The organism is Pectobacterium polonicum, from assembly GCF_005497185.1.
Lineage (GTDB): Bacteria > Pseudomonadota > Gammaproteobacteria > Enterobacterales > Enterobacteriaceae > Pectobacterium > Pectobacterium polonicum.
Window position 1 is genome coordinate 1 of sequence record NZ_RJTN01000037.1, and the last position, 12,797, is coordinate 12,797.

The 12,797-nt window shown below is 53.9% G+C and carries 10 protein-coding genes; 7 read left to right on the forward strand and 3 right to left on the reverse strand.

The genetic code is table 11. The annotated features are described in order from the left end of the window. From EDI29_RS21785 to EDI29_RS21815, 7 genes are all read left to right on the forward strand, one after another. Nucleotides 1–362 (forward strand): FCD domain-containing protein (locus EDI29_RS21785; RefSeq protein ID WP_137742552.1); only part of this gene is annotated, 362 nt, incomplete at its 5' end. Between the two features lie 358 nt (nt 363–720). Beyond that, nucleotides 721–1,938 carry a M20 family metallopeptidase gene (locus tag EDI29_RS21790; RefSeq protein WP_103941075.1) on the forward strand — a complete coding sequence of 406 codons (1,218 nt, stop codon included), beginning with the start codon at nt 721–723 and terminating at the stop codon, nt 1,936–1,938. A gap of 51 nt (nt 1,939–1,989) precedes the next feature. Further along, nucleotides 1,990–3,555 (forward strand): ABC transporter substrate-binding protein, encoded by a 1,566-nt coding sequence (locus EDI29_RS21795; protein WP_137742553.1) that lies wholly within the window; start codon nt 1,990–1,992, stop codon nt 3,553–3,555. 12 nt (nt 3,556–3,567) lie between these two features. Next, complete coding sequence (locus tag EDI29_RS21800) at nt 3,568–4,524, forward strand: ABC transporter permease (RefSeq protein WP_039538524.1); 957 nt, start codon at nt 3,568–3,570, stop codon at nt 4,522–4,524. Between the two features lies 1 nt (nt 4,525). Continuing rightward, a complete protein-coding gene (locus EDI29_RS21805) occupies nt 4,526–5,389 on the forward strand; it encodes an ABC transporter permease (RefSeq protein ID WP_137742554.1) in 864 nt (287 codons plus the stop codon). 2 nt (nt 5,390–5,391) lie between these two features. Beyond that, entirely contained in the window at nt 5,392–6,387 is a 996-nt protein-coding gene (locus tag EDI29_RS21810; RefSeq protein WP_137742555.1) for an ABC transporter ATP-binding protein, read from the forward strand. Further along, on the forward strand, nt 6,384–7,334 hold the full coding sequence (locus tag EDI29_RS21815; RefSeq protein WP_137742556.1) for an ABC transporter ATP-binding protein: 951 nt from the start codon (nt 6,384–6,386) through the stop codon (nt 7,332–7,334). The genes EDI29_RS21810 and EDI29_RS21815 overlap by 4 nt, the downstream gene beginning before the upstream one ends. Here the strand turns inward: EDI29_RS21815 and EDI29_RS21820 are convergent. From EDI29_RS21820 to EDI29_RS23295, 3 genes are all read right to left on the reverse strand, one after another. Continuing rightward, on the reverse strand, nt 7,320–8,819 hold the full coding sequence (locus tag EDI29_RS21820; protein ID WP_137742557.1) for a SulP family inorganic anion transporter: 1,500 nt from the start codon (nt 8,817–8,819) through the stop codon (nt 7,320–7,322). The two genes, EDI29_RS21815 and EDI29_RS21820, sit on opposite strands and share 15 nt — an antisense overlap. 189 nt (nt 8,820–9,008) lie before the next feature. Beyond that, nucleotides 9,009–10,808 carry a translation elongation factor 4 gene (gene lepA / locus EDI29_RS21825; RefSeq protein ID WP_137742558.1) on the reverse strand — a complete coding sequence of 600 codons (1,800 nt, stop codon included), beginning with the start codon at nt 10,806–10,808 and terminating at the stop codon, nt 9,009–9,011. A 795-nt stretch (nt 10,809–11,603) separates the two neighbouring features. Next, the gene (locus EDI29_RS23295; RefSeq protein ID WP_395303330.1) at nt 11,604–11,978 is read right to left on the reverse strand and encodes a dienelactone hydrolase family protein; all 375 of its coding nucleotides are present in this window, start codon (nt 11,976–11,978) and stop codon (nt 11,604–11,606) included. Nucleotides 11,979–12,797: the final 819 nt, after the last annotated feature.

Consider the following 12,797-nt stretch of genomic DNA (forward strand, 5'->3'; position numbering starts at 1 on the left):
CGGAAAAGCTGGCGCGGTTAACGTCGCTGAACGCGAATTTTATGGCAGCTAAACTGACGCAGCGTGTTGAAGAGGCATTACAGGCTAACCGCACATTTCGCTTTGCACTTTATGATTACGCGACAATGCCCACGCTGACGTCTTTGATCGAGCAACTGTGGGTGAAGATTGGCCCGTGTTTTAACTATCTTTATCCACAACACCCTGATATGACACACGGACAGCATAATTATGAGGCATTGCTAATAGCGCTGGAGCAGGGCGATAGCCAGCGCAGCGAAAAATCTATCCACAATGCAATTGATGATGGCGCGGCGATTTTGCTAGAAAACTATTTCAATCGCGAGTTAGTGTCGCACTGAGAATGCAATACCGTTTATCAGATATCCTTATCCTGAATCTCTATAAAAGAAATGACAGATTGCCGTTATAGTGATGGTGAAATAAGTAATTAGAAGCACCCTTATTATTTTTAACGTCGTTTGAGCATCGTCCGGCGTGGCGACGTAGCGAGTAGTTATCGTAAAAAACACAGTATTGATTGTTATTTCCTGCCGTTATCGGCGGGCGGGTATTTTTATCGCTAAATAAACGGATTCACTGATGTTGTCGGGTTTTTAGGGATGAAGGGGCAACACGATGCGATGTATTCCGTAAGCGGCGGTGAGGCAGACATATTTATCGCGCAATATATTCATAGCACATAAAAAGGTGAGCAAGATGGGAACTCTCGCATTACAGCAGCGTATCAGTAGCAGTATTGAACAGCATCGCGAAGAATATATTGCGATTTCCCAGGATATTCATGCGCATCCCGAAACGGGAAATAATGAATATTACGCCAGCGGGCTATTAACGGAGTTATTAAAGAAGCATCACTTCACGGTAACGCTGAACGTTGCCGGACATGAAACGGCCTTTTATGCGGAAAAAGACAGCGGCAAACCGGGGCCGACCATTGCTTACCTCGCTGAATACGATGCGTTAATCGATATCGGTCATGCCTGCGGTCATAACATCATCGGAGTAACCAGTCTGGCGGCCGCGATTGCGCTGGCGGAGGTTATCGATCAGACCGGCGGCAAGGTGGTGGTGTTGGGGACGCCAGCCGAAGAAGGCGGCCTGCGCGGGAAAGGCGGAATTAATGGCAATGTGAAGGCACGTTTTGTTGAACATGGCTTCCTTGATCGGGTCGATGTCGCCCTGATGGTTCATCCGTCAGGGAAAACGCGGCTCACTGGGCCGTCGCTGGCAAACAATCACCTCTATTTTCATTTTTACGGTAAACCCTCCCATGCAGGAAGCTCGCCGCATAAAGGCGTGAACGCGCTGGATGCGCTGGTGCTGCTTTACAACGGGATCAGCGTGCTGCGCCAGCAACTGCCGGACGGCGTTCGGGTTCACGGCATTATCACCAACGGCGGGCAGGCGCCGAATGTGATTCCAGAATACGCCTCCGCCCACTATTACATCCGTGCCAAAACGCGTGAAGAGGTGGTGGCGTTAGAGCCACGTATTCGCGCGATTGCGGATGGCGTCGCGCTGGCAACGGGCACCACGGTGAAAATTGAGCATCAGGTTGGCCCGCGTGATTTCCTGATCAACCACTCGCTGAATGCCATCCTGCTGGAGGAATTCACTGCCGCAGGGGAGGTGGTCGATCAAAAAGCGAAAGAGGGCATCGGTTCGACGGATGCCGGAGATATCAGCCATGCGGTGCCGACGGCACACCCCACGATTAAAATCGGCCCTGACGATCTGATCGGCCACACCGTGCCATTCCGTGAAGCGGCAAATTCCCCGCTTGGCTATGCCGCGCTGCTGACGGGCGCGCAGGTTCTGGCTCGAACCGGTCTACGACTGTTGACTGATCCCCGCGCGTTACAGGATGCCAAAGACGAGTTTGCTGGCCGTCGCTCGGTTACCGACGCCGCCTGATGCGGTGTCTGCACAGGCTGAATATCATAAAAATAGTGGAGTTTCCCATCAATGAAATGGTTTAACTTTCCTGCCGCTGCACTCTTGCTCGCGGCCAGTTTACCCTGGGGAATCGCGCTGGCGGAAACCGTCAATCGCGATGCAACGCTGAATATCGCTTATGGCAAACGACCGGGTACGCTCGATCCTTACCTGACAACCAACAGTGCGACCACGGATGTGGTACGCCACATTTTTGAACAACTTTTTACGATTAACGATCGGTTTGAACCGGTGCCGGAACTGGTTGAACGTTATTCGCTGAGTGATGACCGCAAGGTCTATACCTTTGTGCTGCGCGACGGTATCCGCTTTCATGATGGTCAGCCGCTGACGGCAGACGATGTGGTGGCATCAATGAACCGCTGGCTGGCCGTCTCTACGCAGGGGAAAGCCAATCTGCCGGGGGCGCAGTTTAGCCGGATTGACGAGCGCACCGTACAGCTGACGGTACAGACGCCGTCTCTGATTACCCTGAATGTGCTGGCCGACTTGAAGAACCTGCCTTCGATCATGCCTAAGCGCCTGATCGACGAAGCCAATACCAGCAAAAAACCGGTGAGTGAACTGATTGGCACCGGCCCTTATAAGTTGGCGGAATTCAAACAAGGGGATTATCTGCATCTGACGCGCTATGACGGTTATGTCTCGCGTAGCGAACCGGCGAACGGCCTGTCGGGTCAGAAAAAGGCCGAGGTGAAAGATATCTGGTTCCGCTACATCACGGATGAGTCTACCCGGCTGGCAGGCGCATTGACCGGTGAATATGACGTCGTTTTTGATTTGCCAAAAGACAATATTGACGCGTTGAATAGCGCCCGCGATGTGAAGCTGTATCGTCCCGAAGCCGGGGGATCGCTCATCACCTACCTGTTCAACAAGAATCGCGGACCGTTTGCCGATGTGAAACTGCGTCAGGCATTCAATCTGGCGCTCGATGTCCATCAGGTGCTGCTGGCGGGCTACAGCGATCCACGCTTTTTCAGGGAAGATTCGTCGTTAGGTTTTCCAGAGCAGGTGGACTGGCACAGTGAAGCCGGTAAGCCTTACTGGAATCAGCACAAGCTGGACGAGGCCAGAAAGCTGGTAAAAGAGTCCGGCTATAACGGTGAAGAAGTGGTGATCATCGCCACCAAGGAATACGCCGAATTGTACAATCTGGCGATTGTTGCACAGCAGGTGCTCAAACAGATTGGCGTGAAATCTCGTCTTGATGTCTATGACTGGGCCACGGTGTTACAGCGGCGTCAGGACCCTAAAAACTTCGACCTGTGTGCGCTGGAATTCTCGATGCGTCAGGTGCTGCATCAGTATCCTTTCCTGGATTCCCGTGCCAAATTCCCCGGCTTGAGTAACAGCCCGGAAATTGATGCGCTGCTGGATGATATCAAGCAGGCTCCGTCGCTACAGGCGGCAAGAGGATTGGTGGATAAACTTCACGTGCAAACCTGGACCTATCTGCCGGTGATTGTGCTGGGGCGTACCACGCCTGATGCGGTCGCGATCAAGCATCATGTTCACGGCTATCGGGATTTAATCGGCCCTGTCCTGTGGAACGTCAGCATCACAAAACCGTAAGCGGAGAAGCGAATGGGATGGTTTATTTTCCATCGGCTGCTGGCGCTGATACCCGTGCTGCTGGTGGTTTCCATCGTGGTGTTTTGTCTGGTACATCTGGCACCGGGCGATCCGGTGCTGGTGATTCTGGGCAATGATGCCAGCCCGGGGGATGTTGCCGCGCTGCGTCAACAAATGGGGCTGGATAAGCCCCTGCTGACTCAGTTTGTCGTGTGGTTTGGCGCAGTGCTGCGTGGCGATCTCGGCCATTCGCTCTTCATGAATGCCAGCGTCATGTCGCTTTTCTTACAGCACCTGCAACCTACGCTGGCACTGGCGCTCTATGCACAAGGGTTGGCGCTGCTGCTTGGGCTGGCGGCTGGCGTGCTTAGCGCATCGCAACAGGGACGGTTTCTGGATCGCCTGATTATGGGGCTGGCGGCGGTGGGGATGTCGATTCCCGGCTTTTTACTCGGGCTGTTTCTGATTTTCTTTTTTGCCGTGCAGTTGCGCTGGTTTCCGGTTGTGGGATACAGCTCGACGCGCGGCGATGTGCTGGTCAATCTGTGGTATATGACGCTTCCGGCGCTGGCATTGGGGCTGCGTATCGCGGCGCTGATTGCCCGCATGACGCGCGCGGTCATGCTCGATGTGTTGAGCGAAAACTACATTAAAACGGCGCGTGCCAAAGGTGTAGCGGAATACCGGGTTCTACTGCGCCACGGCCTGAAAAATGCGCTCCTGCCTATTCTCACCATCTGCGGTGAATCTTTCGGTTCGCTGGTGACGGGAACGATTGTGATTGAAAGCGTGTTCGGCATTCCCGGCGTCGGCTCGCTGGTGGTGGACTCCATCGAACGTCGCGATTTCTCGGTGATTCAGGGAGCGGTGCTGCTGATTACCGTCAGCTATGTGCTGATTAATCTGGCGGTGGATATTCTGGGGCATGCCGTTGACCCGCGTCTCTCCCTGTCAGGGGAGAAGGAGTGACATGAAAGCGCTGTTTGCCAATCAACTCCTGACAACGGGCATCGCTATCCTGCTGCTTATTCTTGTCGTCGCGGTGGGGGGCGCGTTTCTCAGCCCTTACGATCCCTATGCCTTAAATCCTCTGGAGCGGTTGTCCGCACCGACGTGGCAGCACTGGTTTGGCACCGATAATTTTGGCCGCGATGTGTTTGTGCGGGTCGCGATTGCGGTCCAGATCTCGTTGTCCGTTGGGGGCGCGGTCGCGCTGATTTCGGGCGCGATTGGCACGCTAATCGGCCTGCTATGTGTCTGGTATCGCCCGCTGGATATGGTCATCATGCGGATTTGTGACGGGCTGTTTGCCTTTCCTTCTCTGCTGCTGGCGATTTCCATCGTCGGTATTCTTGGCCCGAATCCCGCCAATGTTGTACTGGCGCTGTCGCTGGTCTATGTGCCGTCGGTGGCGCGCGTGATGCGTGCGGCGGCGCTGGTGATCAAGGAGAAAAATTACATCGAGGCGTTGCGTGCGCAGGGGGCAAAGAGTCGCCGGATCATCTGGCTGCACATTTTACCCAACGTGGTATCGCCGCTGATCGTTCAAGTGTCGTGGATCTTCTCGGTCGCGATTCTCACCGAGGCGGCGCTGAGCTTTTTAGGTTCGGGGATACCTGCACCGACGCCCAGCCTGGGTAATTTATTGCTGGAGGGGAAAAAGGTGATTTTTACCTCCTGGTGGATGACCTTTTTCCCTGGTATGGCGATTGTGCTCTTGATCCTGTCTCTGAATATGATTGGAGACGGCCTGCGCGATATCTCCGACCCTACGCTTAAGCCGCTCTCACGTCGGGTTTCCCGTCTGCTGAAAGCGGTCACGACACCAAAGTGAATATGATGAGTGAAACGCCGCTACTGTCTGTCAAAGACCTGAGAGTCACGTTTGCCGCGCCGTCTGGCCTCTTGCACCCTGTCCGAGGGGTCTCTTTTGAGGTGAATCCGCGTGAGACGCTGGGCATCATCGGTGAATCTGGCTGTGGCAAAAGCGTCACCGCCGATGCGCTGATGGGCTTGTTGCCTGCGCGCGCTAGCCGGGTCGGCGGTGAGGCCAGCCTGAATGGTCAGCCGCTGCTGTCGCTGTCGGATGAGGCGCGACGACGCCTGCGGGGCAATGCATTAGCTATGATTTTTCAGGACCCGCTCTCTAGCCTTAATCCAGTCTATACCGTGGGTGAACAGATCGATGAAAGCCTGCGGCAGCACACCACGCTATCGCGTCAGGCGCGGAAAGCGCGGGTGCATGAACTGCTCACCCAGGTGGGGATGCCCGATCCGGCCGCCTGTGCCGTGAGCTATCCGCATCGGCTATCTGGCGGGATGCGCCAGCGAGTGATGATTGCTATCGCCATTGCCTGCGGGCCGGGATTACTGATTGCCGATGAACCGACAACGGCGCTCGACGTCACCATTCAGGCGCAAATTCTTTCGCTGTTGGATAAGCTAAAAGCCGAAACCGACATGGGTATCGTACTGATTACACACGATCTGTCGGTGGTGGCGCAGATGTGTCAGCGCGTGATCGTTATGTATCTGGGGGAAGTGGTGGAGCAGGCGGATGTGTTCACGCTGTTTGATAATGCGCGTCATCCTTATACGCAGGCGCTGCTGCGGGCGGTGCCTAACCTCGATGCGCCGCGTAAAAGCGAGCTGCCGGAAATAACCGGCAGTGTTCCGCCATTGTCTCATCCGCCCATCGGCTGTGGTTTTGCTCCGCGCTGCCCGCTGGCGGATGAACGCTGTCACCAGTCTCCCCCCGTGCTTTCCGTGGCTGATGGGGCGGGCCATCGCGTACGCTGCTGGAAAGCGGATAGCCTCGGGAGCGCCGTATGATCGAACCGTTATTACGAGTGAAAAACCTGCGTAAAACCTTTCGAGTCGGGCAGGGATGGCGCAAAAAAACGCTGGTGGCGCTCGATGATGTCAGTTTCCATATTTTCCCCGGTGAAACGTATGCGCTGGTTGGGGAATCAGGCAGTGGAAAAAGCACTACGGGGCGCAGTATTTTAGGGCTGACGCCCGCGAATGCTGGGGAACTGCACTTTGCCGGTCACGATCTCCGGCAGCAGAACGCAGAGCAGTTGCGACAGCTGCGGCGCGACATGCAGATGATCTTTCAGGACCCGCTCTCCTCGCTCGATCCCAAGCGTAGCGTCGGGTACAGCATTGAAGAACCGCTGATTATCCACGGCATACGCGATAGCCAATGGCGCAAGGCGCAGGTGATCAAGATGCTGACTCGCGTCGGGTTCACCGCTGCGGATGCCGGACGCTTTCCGCACGAGTTTTCCGGCGGGCAGCGTCAGCGTATCGGGATTGCCCGCGCACTGGTGCTGGAACCGAAACTGATCGTGTGTGATGAGCCAGTTTCGGCGCTGGATGTCTCTATTCAGTCGCAAATTCTGAATCTGCTTTTGGCATTACAGCGGGAGCAGGGGCTGGCGTATTTGTTTATCGCGCACGATCTGAGCGTGGTACACCATATTGCCGACCGCATTGGCGTGATGTATCGCGGGCGCATTGTTGAAGAAGCGCCTGCGGCGACGCTGTTTTCACAGGCGCGTCATCCGTATACGCGTTTCCTGTTGGCCTCGATTCCGCCCGCACATCCACGGTTAAAGCGAGCTGCTCAGGTGGACGCACAGCAAGGACAAGAGAGCGGGTGTCAGTTTGACGAACCGACACCCGGCACGCCGACGCGATGCCGCATACATCCAACGCAAGAATATTGGATCAATGCGGAACACCGCGTCGCCTGCGCCCGATCAGAGATGTCCTGACAGGCGCTGATGGATTTTGCTGCTGTGGGTATCCAGCCCGACGATCGTGACCTTCGCATCGTAGCGATGATAGCGGGTTTCGATCGCGTCGAGCGCCGCCACGCTGGAGGCATCCCAGATTTGGGCGTGCGTCAGGTCGATGGTGACGTTCTGCGGGTCTTGCGCATAAAGAAAGTGCTCGAAGAGATCGTTGCTGCTGCCGAAGAAGAGCGGCCCGCGTACCGTGTAGTGCACCGACTGCCCGTCTTCGCTCACCTGACGCTCCGCGTGAATGACGTGCGCCACGCGGCGCGCAAACAGCAGGATGGCAAAGATCACGCCGCCCGCCACGCCGATAGCCAGATTCCCCGTCGAGACGGTCGCGACAACCGTCACGATGACCACCAGCGTTTCCGACAGCGGCATACGCTTCAGCGTGGTGGGGTGCAGGCTATGCCAGTTCATGGTTTTCAGTGCGACGATCATCATAATGCCTGCCAGCACCACCATCGGAATCTTCGTCATGATTTCGCTCAGCCCGGTCACCAGCAGCAACAGCACCAGTGCGGCGGCGAGGGTGGAAATGCGCGTACGCGCTTTCCCTAACTCCACGTTGACCACGGTCTGCCCGATCATCGCGCATCCGGCAATCCCACCATAGAACCCGGCGAAAATATTGGAAACGCCGAGTCCCCAGCATTCACGGCGCTTGCTGGACGGAGTATCCGTGATGTCGTCGACCAGTTTGGCGGTTAACAGCGATTCCATCAGCCCGACGAAGGCAATGCTGAGCGCGGTCGGCCAGATGATGCGCAGTGTTTCAAGATTGAACGGCAACAGCCACTGGGTGAAACCCGGCAATCCAGGCTGCATTGGCCCCGCATCGCCGACGTTAGGCACCGTGATGCCGGTAAATATGGCAATCGCGGTCACCGTCACAATGGCAACCAACGGTGCGGGAATGCTTTTCACCACATAGGGCAGCAGCAAAACGATCGCCACCGTTAGCGCAAACAGCAGCCAGACGAGCGAGGATTGCCCATAAACATGTGGCACCTGCGCGGCAAAAATCAGGATGCCCAGCGCGTTCACGAAACCGATCATCACCGAGCGCGGGATATAGCGCATCATCCTCGCTAACCCTGCTAGCCCAAACAGAATCTGGATGATCCCCGCCATAATCACCGCAGGCAGAATATAGGCTACGCCGTGTGCGTGTACCATCGGGCCGATCACCAGCGCCACAGCGCCCGCTGCGGCGGTCACCATCGCCGGTCTGCCGCCGAGAAAGGACATGGTGAAACATAACACGATGGAGGCGAACAGGCTGACTTTGGGATCAACCCCCGCGATGATGGAAAAGGAAATCACTTCTGGGATAAGCGCCAGTGCGGTGATGGTGCCCGCCAAAACTTCGCGCATCAGCAGCGAGGGCGAGCGTAAGGCCGCAAGCGTTGACGTGGTTGATTGAACCAGTGTCGGCGTTGCCTTAGGGGATGGGATCATATGTGCAGGCTTAATTTTTTATAGTCAATGACGAAAGGCGGGAGAGGATAAATTATCGGCAGGATAAAAGATACTGTCCGTCATCGGCAGGCAAAGAAAAGCCCGTGGGGAAACGGAGGAGCGGATAGCGTGTCGTTCTATCCGCCCACCGTTGTGCTTTTTCCGTTAATCGCTAGACATCAATAATCACTAGGCATCAATCGCCAGAATGGCCATAAATGCCTCGCGGGGAATGTCTCGTTTTGAGAACCCAACGTTATGCTTTTTATTTTCCCGCTGTTTACGGATCAGCCGCTGTTTCTGCGACAGGCTGCCTTGAAAACCCTGTGCCAATGCGCCTTTGCGCAGAGGAGGGATGTCTTCGCGCGCGATAACGCGATTACCGACTTTTGCCTGAGCTGGAACGGGGTACAGTTTGCGCGGAATCACGTATTTCAACGCTTTCACGATCTCGGTGGCCCGCGCCCATGCCTTATGACGGGCAATAATGAAGGAAAAGGCATCGATCAACTGGCTATCGAGATAGATGTCGCAGCGCACTAAATCGGAACGACGGTAGCGACCTGGCTCATAATCCAGCGTGGCGTAGCCTTGCGTGAGCGATTTCAGCGCATCAAAAAAGCCGAAGATCATCTCGTTGAGCGGCAGATCCCAGTGTAATGTCACGCTACCGTTATCGAGATAGTGCATGTCGATAAACTCCCCACGACGCGAGGCGCAGTACTCCATCAACGCGCCAACGTAGGCATCCGGTGTGTTAATGGTGCAGATAACATAGGGTTCTTCGACGAAGTCCAGCACGTCCTCTCCGGGGAAATGTGCCGGATTATCAATCGTCAGACAGTGGCCGTTGTGCAGCGTGACGCGATATTCCACGCTGGGCGCGGTGGCAATCACCGATATGCCGTATTCGCGTTTGAGCCGTTCGCGAACAATATCCATATGTAACATGCCAAGAAAACCACAGCGAAAACCCGCGCCCAGCGAGGCGGAGACGTCGGGAACCCTGTGCAGCGCCGCATCGTTAAGCGACAGTTTATTCATGGCATTGCGCAAGCTTTTCAGATCGTCGTCCGCATCGGGGTAGATTCCAGAAAACACCATTGGCTTCATGTCCTGATAGCGCACAACCGGCTCTGTCGCGGGGCGTTCGGCTAACGTCAGCGTATCGCCCACCCGGATCGCCGCGGCGTCCTTCAGCCCAGCAGCGAGATAACCGACCTCACCGTTTTCCAACGCAGTACAAGGTTGCCGATGGGGAAAAAAAGCACCGGTTTCGGTGACCTCAAAACGTGTTCCTGAGGACATGAAATGCAATGTTGAACCTGCCCGAATACTGCCATCCACCACGCGCACATGCATGATGGCACCCTGATAGGGATCGTAATGTGAATCAAAAACCAGCGCGCGCAGCGGGGCATCGGCGAGCCCTTGCGGTGCGGGGAAATGGTGGGCAATCGCGTTTAGTACCTCGGCCACGCCCTCACCGGTTTTGGCAGAGACAGTCAGCACGGTGCTGATATCCAGCGAAGGAATATCCGCCAACTGCTGCATCACCTGCGGCACGTTAGCCTGCGGGCTGTCGATTTTATTCAGGACGGGCAGGATGGTCAGCCCTTGTTGCCGGGCGAGATTGAGATTGGCGATCGTCTGGGCCTGAACGCCCTGCGTGGCGTCAATCAGCAGAATCACGCCGTCGCAGGCAGCGAGACTGCGGGAGACTTCCGCAGAAAAATCGACGTGTCCCGGCGTATCCACCAGATTGAACTGATACGGCTGACCCTTTTCATCCTGATAGCGCATGCGCACGGTTTGCAATTTGATGGTGATGCCGCGTTCCCGTTCTATCTCCATCGAATCCAGCAGCAGCTCACGCATGTCACGTTGGGCGACGGTTGCGGTCAGTTCGATAAAACGGTCGGCGAGGGTGGATTTGCCATGATCGACATGGGCAATAATGCAGAAATTACGAATTTGAGGTGTACACATAGAAAAGGCCTTTCACATCATGATGTCTGGCTCGGTATCGCGTGCGACGTTGAGAACAGACAGAGAAATTCGCGCTGAAAAAATTCAGCGAAGATGAAAATCAAAAGATGTAAAAGTGAATAGCCGCGGCGATGATAGCGTGTTTTATTTTGCCGCGGCAAGTCATAATGCTTGACGTGAGAACGTGATACACGGCTATTGATAGGCGTATTCTATTACGAGGGCTGTTTCGTATTTTCTGAACGCCTTTTCGCCTGCGAGGTTATTAAGATTTGCGGGAGAAACGAGATGTGTTATCGGTAAGGTCACGACTTCCTCTGATAGTAAGTGCTGTTGTGCCAGGAAGGCCGCCACATGTTTCCACCAGAAATTCTTAGGGGCTGTATCCATAAAGACGTGTCCATTGCTTCCAAAAGCAGGCATTTCAATAAATTCAGCATTACCTCCATCGTGGCGATAGGCTTCATAAAATGCTCTGCCTATTTCTGGAGTGAAAGACTGATCATTGCTGGAATAGAGCCACAGAGAAGGAATGCGTGCAGTTGCGCCATAAGTGGTCAGTGCTTTAATCAGGCCAGCTTTATCACAAAGCGATTTACCATCAATGGACCCCCTGCCTCCATCAAAATTGATTATAGCCTGAACGCCGGGAGGATTAACCGCGCTGGTTGCCAGAACCGCTTTCTCAGGAGAGGCCCAAGGTTTCTTATTGCTTCAAACGCGGCCAGCATGTCCTTGGTGCTTTTTTCACCCGTCAGTTTATGCAGAGGTTGCTTACAGGAACCACCTGAATATTCAGCACCGCCCGTACTCTTCCCGCAGAACGGCAACAGCAGCATAACCGTGGCGTGCAAAGGCTAGTGCGGTTGAGGATCCGCGGTTTGGATTCCTTTCCCAGCGATCAAAGTCGGCAGAACCAACGGTACCGTTAGTGATCACCGCAACAGGGAGTTTTGTCTGGCCGACTGGCCGAGTAACAAATGCATCCAATATCGCTGGCTCACCATTATCCAGCATTACCTGCAACGAAAGTGGTTCTCTGATCAGACCCTCAAGCTGCTGATTTTGTAGTGAAATATTCTGTAGTGCGGCGATGGAAGAAAAGATGAGACACAATAATGCAGTGATGACGATGATTCTGGTAAGGCAGGCTATCGAGTGGTGTCGCATTTTTGTTAACCTTGGCCAGTATTTGATGATGTATTTTCATTCAAAACTGCTCGATGAATATCAGATATTCATTCTGGTTTCAACGGTAACTGAAGGTCTATTTAGCTCTGGTTTAAATGAAGGAGTAGGCCGTGTGAATCGGGGATTTTAAAGCGTTTATCTGAAGGCTTGATACCGCGATTTTTGAGTTGTTAAGAGACATTTGGGGGTCACTCCGTCATCGAACCAACTTGACCCCAAATCTGACCACCATATTCTCCCGATGATTAGTGAAAACGAAATGTACATCGGGAACGATTTTCAGGTAGAACGTATTGAATAAATTGCCAAAAAGCAAAAACCCCGCTTAAGTTGCCTTAAGCGGGGTTTTCTAATTTGGCTCCTCTGACTGGACTCGAACTTCATCTATGACTCCTGTTATTAGCGGCTTCATACAAATACTGTGATTTTTTACCAGCATTTTTACCGTCATTATTTAATCTACAACCATAAAATGTCAATTAAAAACAATTGGTTGTTGTCATAACATTTTGTTTGTTGATACTTGTGAAAGGTTTGATGCTCAACATCATATTGTCAGTGTTATTATGATTTTTATGGTTGTGAAACAGATGATTATTGACTGAAAGATTAATTTTTAATAGTGCTCATTGATTGGAACTGATACAGACTGAAGCTTAATTCACCATGCGTGAAAATCTGCAGCCAGTTGATCAGTTCCAGCAAGATCTTAGACACCTACACGTTATGCGACAGGCTGCTTCGAGTATGAGTGGATATAACGATTCACTAATGACTAACTTGTTGACCACTTCCGAC